Raw genomic sequence first — 18,127 nt, 5'->3', positions numbered from 1 at the left:
GGTCAAGAAGCTAAACCAAGAAACAAAGCTCTATTTCCGATTCAGCGTCTACGCTTAAGGGGCTTCACTTACTTCTAAAGAAGTGAGATCAGCAACTCTTTGCTAACTATTATCTGAAGTGTAGTACACTCTGCCTGTCGCCTATCCTCGACCTATCACCCAGATGCCTGATCCCCTGTATAACCTCATCGCTTTTCTGGTTTCTTTGGTAGTTGTCCTCCTGGCAACCCCGATCGTCAAAAAAATCGGACTGAAAAGCGGACATTTTGACAAACCAGGCGGTAGAAAGATTCATAAACACCCGATGGTTCGTCTGGGCGGCGTTTCAATCTTTTTAGGTACGTTAGCAGGGCTTTTAATTGTCTGGTGGACAGGAGGCTTTGGCGTTTTACCTCCTAACAAAGAATATGAGGTGTGGGGTGTGACGATCGGCGGCTTAGCCTTCTTTTTGATTGGGCTTGCTGATGATCTTTTCAACCTGTCTCCCATCACCCGACTGATTTTGCAAGCGATCGTCGCGGGGTTTGCCTGGAAAGTTGGCGTTCAAATCGACTTTTTAACAATTCCAACGATTGGTCTAGTGTCTTTGCCTGATTGGGTGAGTCTGCCGATTACGATCGTCTGGCTCGTCGGTATGGCAAATGCCATTAATTGGATTGATGGGCTGGACGGTCTGGCGGCGGGTGTGAGCGGTATTGCGGCTGTCGTCATGTTTATTGTCTGCCTTTTCATGAGACAGCCTGCTGCCGCGTTAATTGCAGCAGCACTTGCAGGTGGTGCATTAGGCTTCCTTCGCTATAACTTCAACCCTGCCCAGATTTTTATGGGCGATGGCGGCGCTTACTTTATGGGGTTTTCGTTAGCAGGCATTGGGATCATCGGCTTGGTGAAAGGGGTGACAACGGTAGCGTTAACAGTGGCTGTTGTGCTGCCTTATTTAATTCTGGCAGTCCCTATTCTAGATATGTCAGCAGTCATTCTGGATCGGCTGCGGCGTGGTAAATCGCCCTTTGTAGCGGACAAGCGACACTTGCACCATCGCTTGTTACAAGCTGGTTTATCGCAACGTTTGACGGTTTTGTTCATCTACTCGCTGACGCTTTGGGCAGGAACGCTGGCACTGGCGGTGTCTGGAATGCCAAGCGGCTGGGGCTACGCGATCGGAGCAACGGTAATCTTAGGCTTTATCGGCTGGCAAGTCTGGAAGACAGCACGCCAATCGCAAGCCTGAGTCAAAGCGACAACAGATGATAAAGCTGCCTTTGACTAAGCTTTCTTCGCTTTCTCTTTTTCCTTTTGCTTGGCGCGTTTGGCAGCAGCTTTTGCTTCTTTTTCAGCTTCGATCGCCGCTAAAGCTGCCTTCTCCTTCTCTTCAGCAATTTTGTCGAGATAGTAGTGATAGTCACCACGATAAAGCAAGAGTTCGCCATCACGAATTTCGACAATTTTGTTGGCAACCTGAGAGATAAAGTAGCGATCGTGCGACACAATAATCACCGTGCCGTCGTAGTTTTGGAGCGCTTCTTCCAGCATTTCTTTAGCAGGAATATCCAAATGGTTTGTCGGCTCATCCAAAATCAAAAGATTGGCAGGTTGGAGGAGCATTTTTGCCAGCGCGAGTCGTGCTTTTTCGCCACCGCTGAGTGACTCGACTTTCTTGAACGCCGAGTCACCGCTGAAAAGAAAGCGTCCTAACAGCGTACGAACTTCTTCATTTGTCCATTTGGGCACTTCGTCGTGAATGGTCTGAATGACGGTTTTCTGCAAATCGAGCGCTTCTGCCTGGTTTTGCTCAAAATAGCCAGGGAGGACGTTGTGGTCACCCATTGTCACCGTGCCTTCGGTGGGTTGCTCCATCCCCATAATCAGGTGTAGCAGCGTGGATTTGCCAGCACCGTTGGGACCGAGAAAGGCAACGCGATCGCCCCGCTCTAGCAGCAGATTGGCATCCAAAAACAGAATTTTTTCGCCATACGAGTGCGTCATATTTTTGATTTCCACCATTTCGCGTCCGCTACGGGGCGACGGTGGAAAGCGAAAGTGAAGCGTTCTCATGCCACCATCGGGTGCTGCGATGCGTTCAATCTTATCGAGCTGTTTCTCGCGGCTCTTTGCCTGAGTGCTACGAGTGGCGCTGGCGCGGAAGCGATCGACGAATGCTTGCTGCTTTTCCAGTTCTTTCTGCTGCCGCTCAAACGCACTTAATTGAGCATCCCGCATTTCTTCTTTCTGCTGTAGGTATGCAGAATAATTACCCAGGTAGGTGCTAGAAACGCCGCGCTCGGTTTCCACGATTTGAGTGCAGAGGCGATCGAGGAACTCACGATCGTGAGAGACAATCACCATCGGCGTAGATAGCCCTTTGAGGTAATTTTCCAGCCACTCGATCGTCTCTAAATCTAAATGGTTTGTCGGCTCGTCCAGCAGCAGCAGGTCGGGCTTTTGCAGCAAAATTTTGCCCAAACTCATTCGCATCTGCCAGCCGCCGCTGAAGGCACTGACGAGGCGATCGCCGTCCTCCAGGTCGAACCCCAGATCGGGCATGATCTTCTCGATCCGCGAATCTAACCCATAGCCGTCCATCGCTTCAAACTGACGCTGCAAGCGATCCATATCATGCAGCAGTTTGTCCAGCACTTCAGGCGTTGCCGTTTCCATGTCTCGGTGTACAGCACTCAGAGCCACGTGAACATCGTTTGCTTCACCGAAGGCACGCCAAAACTCTTCGCGCACCGTACGAGTAGGATCAACTTCAAATTCTTGAGTCAAATACGCAATGTGGAGACTGGCAGGACGAATAATTTCGCCTGCGGTGGGCTGCGTTTCGCCTGCGATAATTTTTAGCTGAGTCGATTTGCCAGCACCGTTCACGCCAACTAGACCAATACGATCGCCGGGTTTCACTTCCCAGTTGATGTCTTTTAGCACTTCGCCAGTGGGGTAAATTTTGCTGACGTGCTCCAATCGCAACATGGGGAATCTCCAGAAAAAGTCAGGTAAGGTGGTTCTGCGATGACTGTAACAAAATTTAATCGTACATGGTTAGTGTGAACCTTACGACGATCGCTCGGATGAGTATGCCTACACCTATTACATCCACTCAATGCTTACACGTAGCTTTTGGATGTGCTTTATATTTACCCAATGAAACACTTGAGATGCGATCGTACAAAGACTTGCTTAGACCATTGCAAGCAGCAGCAGACGTAAGGCAGAAAAGACTTTATCAGACTTCTAAGTAATTACGCTTAGAAATTTTAAGTATAAAATAGTACTTAAAATTAGTATAAAAAGCGACCTGTGTTCTAGCCAGCGCTGAGTCTCGCTCCTTAAGCTCAATGAGTGCCATCACTCCGAGCTTATTATGCCAGACCCAGGTAATACCCTTTCCACTGCTCAGTTGATCACCATTAATGCGGGGAGTCAAACCTACTCAGACACCGTTGGCACCGCTGACCCAGACGACTACTACCGCTTCACGCTGAGTGGACGCAGCAGTATCAACCTGACGTTAACGGGGTTGAGCGGCAACGCTGACTTACAGTTGCTGAATGGCGTGGGTACAGTACTGCAACAGTCCACCAATACGGGCACTGCCGCCGAGGACGTGAACCTGACCGATTTGCCCAATTGATTCAGCCGTGCCCGGATGGTTTCTTCACTGGGTAAGAACTCGCTGCGGTAGCCGTTTTGAGCAATCAGTTGCCGCCGTACTTCAGCGACACTCAAGCGTGTGTACAGGCGATTCGTCTTGAACTGGGGATCGGTCTGACCTTGGCTGTCCATGATACTTCTCAGATCGTTCAGGAAATTGGGTAAACGACTTTCGATCAGTCTACGACCACGCAACGCCAAGGCAGCCACACAAACGATGCCACTCGCCACTTCCCGTGCTCCTTGCCGAAGCAGATCACGGTGCCACCCTCATTCCCGCTCGGCTATGCGCTGTCCACCGTGCCCTAATTCCGCCACCGTTTGCGCCATGCACCGCCGACGTTCAGGACCTCTCAGACGGTCAGCAGGCTCTTGCCGTAAGCTCTTCAAGCAGTGCGTGAGTTCCAACATGGCTCAGTGCTCAGCGATGGATCACTCCTCGGCTTACTCCACCAACCTGGAATTATTTGTTTTTTGGAAGTCCCTTAGCTGACTGGTTAAACAGCAAATCCCATGCTTGTTCGGGGCTGATCGCCTGATCTTTGAAAGCATCCGCTTTGGCATAGGCGCGAGTGGTTGCAGGGCGAGACTGAATTGCCTCAAACCAGCGTTTCAGGTGAGGAAATGCTTCGAGGGTTTGTCCTTGTTTCTCATACGGCACAATCCAGGGGTAGGAGGCGATATCGGCGATCGAATACTCGCCTCCTAGAAACTCGCGATCGCTCAAGCGTTGATCCATCACCGCATACAGTCGTCCTGTTTCGTTGACGTAGCGATTGATGGCATAAGGAATTTTTTCGGGTGCGTACTGGCTGAAGTGATGGTTTTGCCCTGCCATTGGTCCCAGCCCGCCCATCTGCCAGAATAGCCATTGCAGCACTTCGACTCGCCCTTGAAGATCGGTGGGGATGAGCTTGCCAGTTTTTTCTGCCAGATACAGCAAGATTGCACCGGACTCGAAGATAGAAATGGGCGTATCGCCTGTCGCTGGCTCGTGGTCAACAAGAGCGGGAATACGGTTATTGGGCGCAATCTTGAGAAATTCGGGCTTGAACTGATCACCAGCACCAATGTTGACGGGGATCACGGTGTAGGGCAGTCCTACTTCTTCCAAGAAGATCGTAATCTTGTGACCGTTTGGCGTTGTCCAGTAGTAGAGGTCGATCATGGTTGGAGTGTCCTTGGAAATGGGCGTGGGGCAAGTTTAGAAACCGGGTTTCTCAACGAAAAACCGATCAACTATCTGAATCATCAGAAACCCGGTTTCTTGCTTTAGCGGACTAATCGTAGGCGAGACCGTTAACCAGCCGACGCTCAGGTTAGTGAGATCGGCACCTTCTAAATAGGCAACATTGATGCGATCGTTGTCTTTCATCCATGCTGACCGCTGACCGCTGACTTAGCCACCGATCGTCCCAATGACCGCTCCCTCAAACGCAGTATCAATGCTGACTTGTTTCCAGGCATCCAGTTCGGCTTTGACCGATTCGAGCTTGGCATCGATCGCGCCCACAGCATCGGCTCCTAACGCTAAGCGCAGCGGTGGCTTGTCGCTTTCCACAACCTGAATCATGGCAGCAGCAGCTTTATCGGGATCACCCGGCTGCTTGCCGTCCATGTCTTTGAGCCATTGAAGCATCGCACCGCTGATGGAAGCGTAGTCATCAATGAAGGTCTCTGGGGCTGCCAGCGATCGCCCGTTAAAATCAGTCCGAAACGCACCTGGCTCGACGATCGTTACCTTGATGCCCAACGCTTCTACTTCCTTTGCCAGCGCTTCAGAAATGGCTTCGAGGGCAAACTTGGTGGCGCAATAAATGCCAGATCCAGGAAAGGAAACCAAGCCGCCAACGGACGAAAGATTGAGGATGTGACCACTGCGTTGCTGTCGCAAGGTTGGCAGTAACGCCCGTGTCACGTTGAGCGCACCAAAAACGTTGGTGTCAAATTGGCGATGAATTGCCTCATCGCTCACTTCTTCGATCGCACCGACTGCGCCATAGCCAGCGTTGTTAACAAGCACATCAACGCGACCAAACGCATCAAGGGCAGCTTTGACCGCCGCTTGAACCGCGTTGGGATCAGTGACATCCAGACTGACGGCTTTGACAGCTTCGGGATGCTGGCGAATCAAATCATCCAACTGCTCTGGTTTGCGGGCAGTAGCGACGACCCGATCGCCATGTTTGAGCACCGCTTCGACAAGCGATCGTCCAAACCCAGTGGAACTACCTGTAATGAACCAAACTCTGGCATTGTTGTCAGACATCATGAACCTCTTTTGCTAGTAGGACGACGTTAGTTTGAATCGAAGTTACTGACGCGATCAAAAGCTGGCAAGTCCAAAAAACGGTTTTAGAGAATCGATCGCACCACACCGCCATCAACTCGCAGTGCGGTGCCGTTCGTTGCGGACGATACAGGGCTGGATATGTAGGTGACCAGAGCAGCAACTTCTTCAACAGTGGCAAAGCGTTGAATGAGCGAGGAAGGGCGAACAGTCTCGAAAAATTCCTTTTCGACTTGAGCAACAGCGATACCGCGATCGCTTGCCATCTTGCCGACAAAATCGCCCACGCCCTCAGAACGAGTGGGTCCTGGCAGCACGGAGTTCACCGTTACATTGGTGCCAACCGTCATCTCAGCGAGACCACGGGCGATCGCCAGTTGTGCCGTCTTAGTCATGCCGTAGTGGATCATCTCCACCGGAATTTGCACTGCCGATTCGCTGGAGATGAAGATCACGCGTCCCCAGTTGCACTCCAGCATTTGAGGCAGGTACTGACGGCTCAAGCGCACGCCACTCAAGACGTTTGCTTCAAAAAACCGCAGCCAATCTGCATCTGTAATGTCTCCAAAGGCTTTTGGCTCAAAGATGCCCAGGTTGTTCACCAGAATATCGACGGTGGGCACCTGTTGAAAGAGTTGAGCTGCGCCCTCGCTGGTGGCTAAGTCAGCCGCAATGCCGGACAGGTAGACATCGGGTGTCGTCGTCTTAATTTGGTCGATCGCCTGATGCACCCGTGATTCCGAGCGACCATTGACGATCACCGAGGCTCCCTCTTGGGCAAGCGCCTGAGCGATCGCAAAGCCAATGCCTCCGGTAGAGCCGCTGACTAACGCTGTTTTACCGACTAATTTCAAGTCCATCGGCAATCGTCTCCCAAAAACACTGCAATCAGCCATTTAGATCCCCGACTTTTTGAAAAAATCGGGGATCTGGGCAACCTTAGCTTGCCTGGAGTTCAAGGGCTGGGTAATCAATGTATCCCTTCTCACTGCCACCATAAAATGTGGATGGATCAGGCTTGTTCAAGGACGCATTCACTCGAAAGCGTTCTGGCAAATCGGGGTTAGCGATAAAGAGCTGACCAAAGGACACCAAATCGGCGTTGCCGTTGGCGATCGCGGTATTGGCTTTGTTGCGATCGTAATCCCAATTAGCCATCAGTACGCCCTTGAAAAGGGGACGGAAGTACGACGTGGGAATCAGCATCCCACCGTGACGTTCATCCGCTTCGCTGGGTTCCAGCAGATGTAGATACGCCAGCCCAAACTGGTTGAGTGCCTCGATCGCATAGCCAAAGGTCGCTTTAGGATCAGAATCCGACATGCTGTTAAAAGTACCGCTGGGCGAGAGGCGAACGCCTACACGGTCAGCCCCCCAAACGCTAACAACGGCTGCGGTTACCTCCAGTAACAGACGGGAACGGTTTTCGATGCTGCCGCCGTAGGCATCCGTGCGCTTGTTCGTCCCATCGCGCAAAAACTGATCGAGCAGATAGCCGTTTGCACCGTGAATCTCAACGCCATCAAAGCCAGCAGCGAGAGCATTTGCAGCACCCTGGCGATATTGCTCAACAATGCCTGGAAGTTCGTCGGTTTCCAGTGCGCGTGGCGTGACATAGGGCTTCGGTCCCTCGTAGGTGCTAGCTTCACCTTCAGCAGGCGCGATCGCGCTGGGCGCAACTGGCAGCACTCCATCCGGCTGCAATGAAGGATGCGAAATCCGCCCCACGTGCCAAAGCTGCAAGAAAATTCGTCCACCATGGGTATGAACTGCTTCTGTTACCAGTTTCCAGCCTTCCACTTGCTCTGGCGAATGGATGCCTGGAGTAGCTGGATAACCCTGTCCGTAGGGCGTTACTTGCGTTGCCTCAGAGATCAGCAGTCCAGCCGAGGCTCGTTGAGCGTAGTAGATTGCGTTTAACTCGGTGGGAACGTTGCCATCACTGGCGCGATTACGGGTTAGCGGTGCCATGACAATGCGATTGGGTAGCGTATAAGCACCCAGTTGAATTGGTGAAAAAAGATTGATCTCAGCACTCATAGTGCAGTCTCTCCATTGATGAATCGATTACAAGCAACATCAGCCTTACAGCGATGGCGGTCTTGATCTGAATGCTTTGTTCGACGTGAAGCTATCGAACCCAACGCTAGCGTTCCAGGTATACAGAATCACCTTATTTACTTGTTCGAGGTTCTTGAACTATTAAACTATACTGTGGGACATTCGATCGCGCAAGTAGCCCCATACCGCTTCTCCGCCAAATCAACCGTGAGTATGGTTTCCCTACAGGCGCTCTAGCTGCGCTGATCAACCGAATGATTTAGATCGAATGATTTAGATCGAATGATTTAGATCGAACGATTTAAACCGTGAATCGTAAGCTCAAAGCGTAGTACCCATCCTCGAAAAACAAATGACTTTAATTAGAGCAATCTGCTAATTAAGCTCATCGCCACTACTACGCTGCTCGATAGTTTGACAGACACGTTGCCACAACACCTCATCCTGTTGGTAGAGGCTAAGAGCCGCGATCGCGTCCTTTGCCTCTCTAGCAAGCCCTTTGGCAACGAGCGCGAGTAGAAATGCCAGCGGTTCATCGTGTCGCAGCATAGCGATCGCCAACAACGCCGTTTTACGTCGTTCGGGATCGCGCGATCGCTCCCACCAGCGCCGCAGTGGATCAAACGCTTCTGGTAAGCGTGATTCGCCAAGTGCCAAGGCTGTCATTTCCGCAACTTCAGTTGCCCTCAGCGGGAAGAGCGGATCGGTTGGCGGATCGAGGAACCGGATCACCAATGGTAACGATCGCGCTGGAGTTAATTTGAGCAGCGCCAGCAGACATTCTGACAAAACGTGTGGTTCGTCACCAACCTGGACTCGCAAACGCAAAAGCGGTGCGGCATCGGGATGATTGGCGTAGGCGATCGCTCGGACTGCACCAATGCGCGCTTCAGCTTTGGGATCGGCTAGTAAATCGGCAAGCTCGCTTAGCATCTGCGGATAGTTCATTCGCACTAAACCCAACGCGCAGACACTCCGCAGGGCTGGCGCTGTGTCATCCTTACCGCCCCAGACGGACTCCATTTGCACATGACGAATGCCTTGGATAAAGAGTGCTTCTTCACGATAGTCGAGGTGATACAGCGCGTCCGCGATCGCTGTTTTAGCAAGGCAACCCGGATCGGTCGCTTCAGGCTTGATCAGGCAGCGATCAAAGACAGCCACCAGATCGGGTATGAGACTGTAAAGTTCAGCCTTGTGGATCAAACGGCTTGCCTGGGCGATCGCAACACCATATTTACCCGTTAGAACCTGTCGCAGAAGCGCGATCGCAGCGTCAGATGTGGGATCAGAAATCTGGTTCAGTGCGGCGAGTGTTTCGTCTAGCTTGCGTGATTTTGCCATCGGTCAGTCTGGTAGCGAGAGTCTACGCTAACGCCTATTCATTCTACAAATGAGCCGCACTCTAAACCAGCAGGCAATAATACCAATTCTAAAAAATCGCCCTACAGATTCGTTCTTATTGCTGACCGCTGACCGCTGACCGCTGATCGCCAGCCGAAGCTTGCCTGTGTAGCCACAGTTTAGTGAAATGGTATAAGCGCGTTAGTGATCAATGGTGCTACTAAAAAGAGCCTTAGCGAACGCATCCGCAAAGGCTCTTTTTAGTTCTTTAGTCAGAATGAAGCGGATGGTTTAGCCCACGCTCACTTCAGCCGTGGTGACATCGGCAGCACCGTTCACGCTTCTAGCAACTTCGATCGCCTTATTAAGCAAGTCTTGACTGGGCACTTTGCCCTTGAGCACAACGGTTGTACCAAGCTGAGCAACCCATAGCGTTTCAATGTCATCCAAACCGGGATCTTCGTCAAAGGCGAGGGCAACTCGCTTGGCAAGTCCGCTCTGATCATATTCGCCGTTCAACCCCACACGCTCAGGTGCGATCCCACCAGATGCTGTTTTTTCCGCTTCGGGCACTTCTGCCGAAGCAGGTGCTGGCTCAGGATTCACTTGAGCGCCCGCAGGCTTTTCTTTCCCAAAAATTCGTTGTAGCCAACCCATGATTTTTCTCCAAAAAACAGTTTCTTCTCAACCAACACTCAACTGAATCTGTGTTAGATAAAGATTTTCTCTCGATCAAGCGATTCCTCCGTCACCCTACAGGGAGAAGAGTTGAATTTCAAGAAAGAAAGCATTAAGGTCGTGCGTTCAAACGGTTAGCACTGCTATAGCGATCCGATATAGCGATCCGAAATGAATCGTGAGCAGCAATATGGCTAGCAGTTCTTAGCGGTCAGCGGTCAGCGGTCAGCGGTGAGAGAAAAGCGGGTGGCTAACTGCTGCTCGCTCAATACTCAAGTGCCGCTCACAAATGATTTGAGACTGCTATGTAAGCGTCAGCTTTTGACGATCGCTCCAAAGTCTGCCAGCACTCGTGCGTGGTTTCGCAGCACGCCCAGGAGATTCAGCCGATTTTGCTTGATCGCTGGGTCAGAGTCCATCACCAGAACGCTATCAGCGCCGTCAAAGAAGCGGCTCAGTGTCGGTGTCATTTGGCTGAGAGTGGCGACCAGCTTTTGGTAATTCTGCTGTCCGTGCATCAGGCGGTGCAGTTCACTAAGGGCATCATAAAATGCCTGCTCTGAGTCTTTTTGAAATAGGTTGGGATGGACAACTGCTGAAGGGTCGAGCTGATGCGTCGCCAGATTGCCCTGTGCAGCCAAACGCGAAGCACGGTTCACGATTTCGTAGATGGTCGCCAAGGTGCCATCGTTGCGACGAGCTTGCAGAAAGAGGGCGCGATCGCGCACGTCCAGCAAGTCTTTTAGCGACCGTTCTGCGTATTCTGGGTCATTCTCGCCCAGCACTGCATTCACCAGGTCGTAGTCGATGTGCTGATCGTCCTGAAGCAGAGTGCGAAGGCGTTGCAGCATGAAATCTTGAAGCTGTTGCCGCAGGGTTGATAGGCTCAGTTTTGTGACAGAAGCAAAGGTGTCGATGAATGTAGTGGTACTTTGCTGAAGCAAAGCATCGACATTTAAGGGCAAGTTTGCTGCCCAGATAATGTTGACGATCGCGGTTGCGGCACGGCGCAAGGCGAAGGGGTCTGAAGACCCGGTCGGCAACAGACCCAACCCAAAAATGCTGACCAGCGTATCAAAACGGTCTGCCAATCCCACAACTTGACCAGCCAGTGTTTGAGGCAGGCTGTCTCCAGCTCCTTTGGGCAAATAATGCTCGAAAATAGCGGTGGCGACAGCATCCGTTTCGCCACTAGTCAACGCATATTTTTGACCCATCACGCCCTGTAGCTCTGGAAATTCGCCGACCATTTGAGTGACCAGATCGGCTTTACACAGCAAGGCGGCACGGAAAATATCTTCGCCATGCTGCATATGAAGCTGTTCAACAATGAGGGCAGCATTCTTGCAGATGCGATCGACTTTCGCACGCACTGATCCCAGACTTTCTTGAAAGGTGACGGTTTCCAGCTTGGGCAGGTAATTTTCGAGAGGAATGGCGCGATCGGCATCGAAAAAGAATTTGCCATCGGACAAACGGGCACGGATCACGCGCTCGTTGCCAGCCGCGATCATCTCCCTTTTAGCGGGGTCGCCATTAGAAATCGTGATGAAGTACGGCAGTAGTTCAGTCGCATCAGCCTGTTTAAGCACGGGAAAGTACCGCTGGTGACTCTCCATTTCGGTGGTGATGACCTCAGACGGTAGCTCTAGAAACGCTGACTCAAACTTGCCCACCACAGCGGTTGACCATTCCACCAAATTTGTCACTTCGCGCAGCAAACTAGGCGGGATGACGGCGGTGCCACCAATTTTACTGGCGGCTGCCTGTACTTGCTGCTGAATCGTCTCCTGCCGCTGCTCTGGGTCTACAGCAACAAAGGCAGACTCTAAGGCACTGACATAAGCGTCAGCGTGAGCTAGCTCGATCGGCTGAGGATGCAGGACACGATGCCCGTGAGAGTAACGATCGCTGGTGCAGGTTTCGGAGCCGCTGACGAGGGCGATCGGCAGCACCGCATCATCCAGCAGTGCCACCAGCCAGCGAATCGGGCGCGAAAACCGCAGGTCGCCGTCACCCCAGACCATAAACCGTTTGCCCTGAAGCCCAGTAATCCACTCAGGTACCAGTTGCTGCAACAGCTTAGCGGTTGGCTGTCCAGCAATAGTTTTGCGGATAAATACAAACTCTCCCTTTTCAGTCGGGCGAATTTCTAGATCAGCGACTGTCACACCTTGTTTTTGAGCAAAGCCCTCAGCCGCTTTCGTCGGTTGACCGTCCTTAAACGCAGCCTGCGCGGGTGGTCCTTTGATTTCCTCCTCTCGATCGGGCTGCTGCGAAGGCAACCCTTTAATCAGTACTGCCAGTCGTCGTGGAGTGCCATAAAACTCGATCGCCGTTGGCTGCAAGTGGCGCTCCTGCAACGTTTGGGGGATACGCGATCGCCACTGCGTCAGCGCCTCATCGACAAACCCCGCAGGCAATTCCTCCGTCCCAACTTCGAGCAAAAACGTTGCCATAACTCCCAAACCTACTGCCAGACAGCTTTTAATTCCATCAGTTTACCGTGCTGAGAGAATGTCAGGTGGTTTGCCGCTCAGAGACTGCTACGAGATAGCCGCTGCAAGTGGCTGCACCTAAACCGAGATGACTGAACGTTACCCACGTGGCTTGGTCGCGGGTAAAGGGGCTGTAGTTGACGCTGGAGATTCTGAAGCGGTTGGCGGCACGACGGCACAGGCTCCTAATTGTGACGCTTTTAGCCCCAAGTTTTGAGTCACCAATGGAGCGATCGCGTCCTGCTCAATCCAGCCAGTTTCTCCAGGTTGCAAGATCGCTGATGTGGGTGGACTTACAGAGGGTTGAGGAGTAAGGGTGGGTACAGAGCAGACTTTGAGCTTTAACCAATAGCCGCGATCGGAAATTGCCTGTCGGCTCGAAAGCTGTAACACGCTACCAGCAGGAATTGTACCCAGGCGCACACGAGCCGTTTCGGGTAAGTTAGGTAGATCAGGCTGGCTCCAAAGGACGAGCGGTTTTTCGGCTGCTGGGGGCGTTTCTGCTGTAGCTTGCCCAACCTGTAGCAGCGACCCCACGACTAACGCTTCTGTAGCGGGCAATGGACTTGTTTCGGCTGGGGTAGGCGCTGGTGCCGTGACCGTTGCTTCAGGCAGCGGGCGCGATCGCAAACCGGGTAGCGTGGCGAGCCACGGGCGTAAGCCAGGGAACAATGCATAGGCAAACACGCTACCCAACCCTAGCACCACAAGCAATGCCAACAGCGCTACAAACGGGTTAGTCGATGGCTTGCGGGTTGGTAAAATATGGGTCTTAGCTTGTGTTGCAGTCTGAGTCCTCATCGTAGAGAAATGGTCGTGCGCCGTACTGGTTGCCTGCATGCCCCCGACGTTGGGGATGTCTAGCGCCACATGCAAGGGGATAGTATCTTGCGACGGCTGTGATGACACCTGGCAGTGCAGAAGCCCGATCGTTACGTTGTCGTGCCCATTTTTGCTATTTGCGATCGCCAGCAGGCGCTGACTGGCTGTGGCAACATCCGCCTTGCCATCCAGCAGGGGTACGAGTTCGCTTTGCCAGTATTCATCGACGCGATCGTGGTCACTCAACCCATCCGAACACAGCAAGAAGACACAGTCCTCATCCAGCACAAAACGCTGTACCGTCGGATGCAACGTTGTCGAGGCGCTCATCCCCAGTGCCTGCACCAGAGAACCAGACCCCGGTTGCTGTAGTGCATCACGGTACAGGGCGTAACCCAGCCGCACTTCACGCGCCGCCAAATCATCATCCAGTGTCACCTGATGACAGCCAGCGCGAGTGATACGGTAAATGCGACTGTCGCCAACATGCGTTAGATAGAGTTCATGGGCATACGACAGTGCCAACACTAGCGTCGTGCCCATTCGTTGCCGTTCTTGCCGTTGCTCGTTGTCGTTGCGCTGACTGATAACATCATTTGCGGTCAGCGTCGCCTGCTCGAGTTGCAGCATTAAGACCGTGGGTTCAATGTCGCTACCTTGGGGCGGCAGGGTTTGTAGCTGCTGCTGTAACGTTGCGATCGCTAAATTGGAGGCAACGCTACCACCTTCGTGTCCACCGATGCCATCGCAGACGATCACCAGAGGCTGGTTTTGCCCAGGCTCAAGACTCGTCCAGACCGTTCCTCCTGGTGGATAGCAAGCATCTTCGTTGCGCTGACGGCTGGGTCCTTGGTCAGTCAGGGTGGCAATGTGCATTTGGCGCGATTGCGATCGTCCACAGGCAACCAACGCGCGATCGAGCAACATGATGAGTTGTTCAGCATTCCTGATCTGCCCCTGCTGCATCAACTGGCAAAGCTCATCTAAAAAAGCGGCAATCGCTGGCTGTGCGGTTGGCTGCCACTGCTGCCAAAGTTGACCGAGCGATGTCAGCGGTATGGCTCTCCTGCCATCAGATTGCAGCGACAATAACCGCACCAATGCATCCTCGACTCGCAGCAACTCTGGCTGAAGCAGCGTTGAAACAACCCCTTCACTGGCAAGCGGTTCCCAGAGGTGCGCTAACTGCCACAGCCAATTGAGCTGACGCAAGGCGGAACTTTGCGCCCAAACAGCCGTTAGCGCTGGCATGAGTTGCCCTTCGAGGGACTCTAATGAAGCGCTCACGACTCCTTCTGTATAAAGTGGCGCTTGCTCCAGGAGCAAAATGTCCCCCCCCTGTTTTGGCGCTGACTCTACAAGCCCATACACCTGCGGTACATGCAGTTGATACGGCACTAACCGAAGGTAGGGTTCAAGATCAGGCGAAATCTCCGCTGGCGATCGCGGCAGTCGTCCTGGCTGCGTATCCAGCACAATGCTGCCTTCTTTCACGCTGTAGCGCCCAGCCAGCAGATCGCCCGATCGATACGCATCAATACCTTTACCCACTGCCCATAGATAACGCTTTGGCAGATGGGTGCGACATTGCTGGCAAAAACGGTGGCTCTCTGGATTAGGAGCCTGACAAAGGTGGTTGGGGCAGTAGATTGTGACCGTCTCGCTGTGCATGAAAAGTCCTTGCCAGGTCTATCTGCGCTCATGAAGCCATACGTTTCCTCACCTGACATAGCTCTAACAGCAGAACGTGGCGACAGTTCTGACCTTCATACCCGCTATCGATACCAGATCTAGCATCGGCGGTAGGGTTAAAGACATTGAGCCATGCTGAACGGCTCAAGCGCTATCCAGGTTGCGGCTTTGGTGAGCAAATATTTCCTTATGTTAAACCCAGGAACAGAATCAGTGTGGCAAACCGATCGAGAAACCAGTCGGCAACTTTCAGTCAGGAACGAGTACAGGAGCCGCGATCGCTACTCATGATCAGAGGAAACTCCATCTGGTAAGGCTCCATTCTGCATCATCAATCGGGGGTAGACTAGCAAAAAAAAGCCCATCCAGGTCAGCACCGGAATCGCTACAATGACCGTCAACCAGACTATCCGCAACAGTCCCCAACTGCCGCCAATCAACGCAAAGCCCGTCAACAAAATCGACCAGGGTTGGCACCACCACGGTTTATGTGTCCATACATTGTCAGGGGGGGTCATAGTCAGGCATACGCAGAAGAGGCATGACGATCGGCGCTTTGCACCGGATCACACCTAATCCTAAACCCGATCGCGCCGATCGGTTTAGAAGCCTGAACATCAAGCTTTGGGAATCGCGTTTCATCACAGCGCTAACGGCGATCGTGATGAGTATTTCTGCTAACTTACCCTAGAATAAGGGTTGATAAGTAGATATACACAGACGAGGAATCTATGGCTGCTGGTGAATCTCAAGTGCAGGGTCCTCTTTCAGACCGAGAACTTCAGGTCATCGAACTGGTAGCTTCTGGCTTGACCAATCAGGAAATTGCCGAAAAGCTGGAAATTAGCAAACGCACCGTCGATAATCACGTCAGCAACATTTTGACAAAAACTGAAACCGATAATCGAGTGGCATTGGTGCGCTGGGCGTTGCAGTGGGGTAAGGTGTGCCTGGATGAGGTCAACTGCTGTGCCTTGCCAAACGTAAACTTGCCGAAACTTGGCAATGAGGCAGCCTCCTGATCCAATCGTGTGTGCCTCTAATAGTGTTTGCCTCTAATAGTGTTTGCCACTGTCACTGGCATGAAGCGTTAGGACTTTGAATGAGCGATCTTCTTTAAGTTAGGACTTACGCACTTGCCCCCTAATCCCCCAATTCTGTGGGACTTTGATCGCTTACTCCCCCAGAATTGGGGATCGGGGGGCAGCTTTCAACTCAATCTGCGTAAGTCCTGTAAGTGAGACCTTGACTGGGTAGGTAACACTTTGTTGAGTGACGTTTATCTTTTAGCACTGGAGAAGACAGAGTGGACGATCGCATTCGCTGCCCAGGTCTGCCGTTAGCGGTTTACCGTGAAATTGCGGCTCATCTCGGTCAAGTTGATGGAGTGGTCGTAGAACTGCTGCCGCAACAGTCTCAGCAGTTTGACTATCGCCTGAGTCAGATTGACAGCCTGTGGATCAAAAGTGAACCTGACTCAGACTTAACCTGTCGTGAGCAAGTGCAGCGAATTTTGGCGTACTATAGCGATCGCTACGGTGCCTGGGAAGCAGTCAATTCAGACAACACATGGGTTTAATTCAAGCGCAACGAGGAACGCGGGACATCCTGCCAGGAGAAATTGCTTACTGGCAGCAAGTTGAGGCAACGGCTCGGTCAATCTTAGCAAGAGCTGCCTTTGAAGAAATTCGCACTCCTCTTTTTGAGCAAACTGATCTATTTGAGCGGGGGATCGGTGAAGCAACCGACGTAGTGGGTAAAGAAATGTATACCTTTCAGGACAAAGGTGAGCGATCGCTGACGCTTCGTCCTGAAGGTACCGCTGGTGTTGTACGCGCCTTCATCGAGCATGGGCTACACGCTCAAGGCGGTGTCCAGCGGCTCTGGTACATGGGCGCAATGTTCCGCTACGAGCGTCCCGGTACTGGGCGACAGCGGCAGTTTCACCAGTTAGGTGTAGAGCTGTTGGGTAGTGGTGATGTCCGCGCGGATGCTGAAGTCATTGCGATCGCCGTTGATATTCTGCAAGCCGTTGGGTTGACCGATTTACAGCTAGAGCTAAATTCTCTGGGCACACGGGCAGATCGATCGCAGTACCGCAGCCTGCTAGTCGATTACCTCACCCCTTACAAAGCAGATCTTGATCCCGATTCACAAGATCGCCTGACGCGCAATCCTTTACGCATTCTCGACAGCAAAGACGCGAAAACACAGGTTATTTTGCAGGAGGCACCACTCTTGGGGCAAAGCCTGAGCGCAACTTCGCAAGAACGGTTTGCCAAAGTACAGCAACTTCTAACTGATTTAGGGATTGCCTACACCCTGAATCCAAAGCTCGTACGCGGGTTAGACTACTACAGCCACACTGCCTTTGAGTTTCAATCAGTGCAGTTTGGCACGGTTGGCGGTGGTGGACGCTACGACGGCTTGGTCACTGAATTGGGTGGACCAGAAACTCTGGCGATCGGTTGGGCAATTGGCTTGGAGCGGCTCATCGGGCTTTTGCAGCAACTCAAACCGATACAACCAACTACCACCGATTTTTACCTTGTATCGAGAGGCGAAGCTGCTGAGCTACAGGCGTTGAAACTGGCACAAACACTCCGTCAAGCAGGCTTCAAAGCTGAGCTAGACCTGAGCGGGAGCGCGTTTGGCAAGCAATTTAAGCGTGCCGATCGCAGTGGAGCGATCGCCTGTTTTATTCTGGGAGATGCTGAAGCGGCAAATCAAACTGTGCAGCTAAAGTGGCTGGCAAGCGGCAACCAGGAGGAGATTAAGCAAGCTAACCTACTGAACTGCTTCAACGAATTTCAGCAGAAAATAGACCGCGATCGAGAAGAACAAGCATAGCAGCATCAAGGCTGAATCTGACGTTTGTCTTTTTTGGCGTTTGTCTTTTCTGTAGGATCTACGCAAATCTCGGAGGTTTTAACCAAGACTTAAGCATCGTCACCAATGTTGTCGCTTAAACCTCGAAGGTTTTGGTCAAAATGCGTCAGTCCTGCTCTAGTTCTTATTAACTTTTCTAACGGTTCAGATGGCTTCTCTAACGAACGATCCCAACCTGGACGTAAAATTAGCCTATTCT

18 protein-coding genes and 1 pseudogene are annotated in these 18,127 nt (G+C 52.2%); 6 read left to right on the top strand and 13 right to left on the bottom strand.

What is annotated here, in order from left to right; all coding sequences use genetic code 11:
- Positions 1 to 163: 163 nt before the first annotated feature.
- Positions 164 to 1,231, top strand: coding sequence for an MraY family glycosyltransferase (locus AC5JO6_RS27545; protein ID WP_496084245.1), 1,068 nt, complete (start codon positions 164 to 166; stop codon positions 1,229 to 1,231).
- A gap of 35 nt (positions 1,232 to 1,266) precedes the next feature.
- On the opposite strand, the gene AC5JO6_RS27540 is transcribed toward AC5JO6_RS27545, so the two are convergent.
- Entirely contained in the window at positions 1,267 to 2,973 is a 1,707-nt protein-coding gene (locus AC5JO6_RS27540) for an ABC-F family ATP-binding cassette domain-containing protein (RefSeq protein ID WP_496084244.1), read from the bottom strand.
- 391 nt (positions 2,974 to 3,364) lie between these two features.
- Here AC5JO6_RS27540 and AC5JO6_RS27535 point away from each other — a divergent pair, with 391 nt between their 5' ends.
- On the top strand, positions 3,365 to 3,634 hold the full coding sequence (locus AC5JO6_RS27535) for a PPC domain-containing protein (protein ID WP_496084243.1): 270 nt from the start codon (positions 3,365 to 3,367) through the stop codon (positions 3,632 to 3,634).
- 38 nt (positions 3,635 to 3,672) lie between these two features.
- Here AC5JO6_RS27535 and AC5JO6_RS27530 read toward each other — a convergent pair.
- The 12 genes and pseudogenes from AC5JO6_RS27530 to AC5JO6_RS27475 form a co-directional block, all read right to left on the bottom strand.
- A pseudogene (locus tag AC5JO6_RS27530) lies at positions 3,673 to 3,786 on the bottom strand (hypothetical protein); the annotation flags it as partial.
- A gap of 138 nt (positions 3,787 to 3,924) precedes the next feature.
- A complete protein-coding gene (locus AC5JO6_RS27525; protein ID WP_496084242.1) occupies positions 3,925 to 4,065 on the bottom strand; it encodes a hypothetical protein in 141 nt (46 codons plus the stop codon).
- 52 nt (positions 4,066 to 4,117) lie between these two features.
- A complete protein-coding gene (locus tag AC5JO6_RS27520; RefSeq protein ID WP_496084241.1) occupies positions 4,118 to 4,822 on the bottom strand; it encodes a glutathione S-transferase N-terminal domain-containing protein in 705 nt (234 codons plus the stop codon).
- 36 nt (positions 4,823 to 4,858) lie between these two features.
- Positions 4,859 to 5,029, bottom strand: coding sequence for a hypothetical protein (locus AC5JO6_RS27515; RefSeq protein WP_496084240.1), 171 nt, complete (start codon positions 5,027 to 5,029; stop codon positions 4,859 to 4,861).
- 24 nt (positions 5,030 to 5,053) lie between these two features.
- Positions 5,054 to 5,923 carry an oxidoreductase gene (locus AC5JO6_RS27510; RefSeq protein ID WP_496084322.1) on the bottom strand — a complete coding sequence of 290 codons (870 nt, stop codon included), beginning with the start codon at positions 5,921 to 5,923 and terminating at the stop codon, positions 5,054 to 5,056.
- Positions 5,924 to 6,009: 86 nt separating this feature from the next.
- Positions 6,010 to 6,804, bottom strand: a complete 795-nt coding sequence (locus tag AC5JO6_RS27505) for an SDR family NAD(P)-dependent oxidoreductase (protein WP_496084239.1) — start codon at positions 6,802 to 6,804, stop codon at positions 6,010 to 6,012.
- Between the two features lie 79 nt (positions 6,805 to 6,883).
- Positions 6,884 to 7,984 (bottom strand): alkene reductase, encoded by a 1,101-nt coding sequence (locus tag AC5JO6_RS27500; RefSeq protein ID WP_496084238.1) that lies wholly within the window; start codon positions 7,982 to 7,984, stop codon positions 6,884 to 6,886.
- Positions 7,985 to 8,380: 396 nt separating this feature from the next.
- Entirely contained in the window at positions 8,381 to 9,349 is a 969-nt protein-coding gene (locus AC5JO6_RS27495) for a HEAT repeat domain-containing protein (RefSeq protein ID WP_496084237.1), read from the bottom strand.
- Between the two features lie 291 nt (positions 9,350 to 9,640).
- Positions 9,641 to 10,006: a BON domain-containing protein gene (locus AC5JO6_RS27490; RefSeq protein ID WP_496084236.1), complete on the bottom strand. Its 366-nt coding sequence runs from the start codon at positions 10,004 to 10,006 to the stop codon at positions 9,641 to 9,643.
- Positions 10,007 to 10,341: 335 nt separating this feature from the next.
- Complete coding sequence (gene glyS / locus AC5JO6_RS27485; protein WP_496084235.1) at positions 10,342 to 12,486, bottom strand: glycine--tRNA ligase subunit beta; 2,145 nt, start codon at positions 12,484 to 12,486, stop codon at positions 10,342 to 10,344.
- 138 nt (positions 12,487 to 12,624) lie between these two features.
- On the bottom strand, positions 12,625 to 15,018 hold the full coding sequence (locus AC5JO6_RS27480; RefSeq protein WP_496084234.1) for a protein phosphatase 2C domain-containing protein: 2,394 nt from the start codon (positions 15,016 to 15,018) through the stop codon (positions 12,625 to 12,627).
- A gap of 302 nt (positions 15,019 to 15,320) precedes the next feature.
- Positions 15,321 to 15,557, bottom strand: coding sequence for a DUF6737 family protein (locus AC5JO6_RS27475; protein ID WP_496084233.1), 237 nt, complete (start codon positions 15,555 to 15,557; stop codon positions 15,321 to 15,323).
- A 23-nt stretch (positions 15,558 to 15,580) separates the two neighbouring features.
- Here AC5JO6_RS27475 and AC5JO6_RS27470 point away from each other — a divergent pair, with 23 nt between their 5' ends.
- From AC5JO6_RS27470 to hisS, 4 genes are all read left to right on the top strand, one after another.
- Positions 15,581 to 15,730: a hypothetical protein gene (locus tag AC5JO6_RS27470; RefSeq protein ID WP_496084232.1), complete on the top strand. Its 150-nt coding sequence runs from the start codon at positions 15,581 to 15,583 to the stop codon at positions 15,728 to 15,730.
- Positions 15,731 to 15,770: 40 nt separating this feature from the next.
- Positions 15,771 to 16,061 carry a photosynthetic electron transport-dependent transcriptional regulator PedR gene (gene pedR, locus AC5JO6_RS27465; RefSeq protein WP_496084231.1) on the top strand — a complete coding sequence of 97 codons (291 nt, stop codon included), beginning with the start codon at positions 15,771 to 15,773 and terminating at the stop codon, positions 16,059 to 16,061.
- Between the two features lie 284 nt (positions 16,062 to 16,345).
- On the top strand, positions 16,346 to 16,618 hold the full coding sequence (locus tag AC5JO6_RS27460; RefSeq protein ID WP_496084230.1) for a hypothetical protein: 273 nt from the start codon (positions 16,346 to 16,348) through the stop codon (positions 16,616 to 16,618).
- Entirely contained in the window at positions 16,609 to 17,889 is a 1,281-nt protein-coding gene (gene hisS / locus AC5JO6_RS27455; RefSeq protein ID WP_496084229.1) for a histidine--tRNA ligase, read from the top strand. The genes AC5JO6_RS27460 and hisS overlap by 10 nt, the downstream gene beginning before the upstream one ends.
- Positions 17,890 to 18,127 lie beyond the last annotated feature (238 nt).

The sequence above is a fragment of the Tildeniella sp. genome (assembly GCF_059505325.1).
This window is presented reverse-complemented; position numbering and strand designations above follow the sequence as displayed.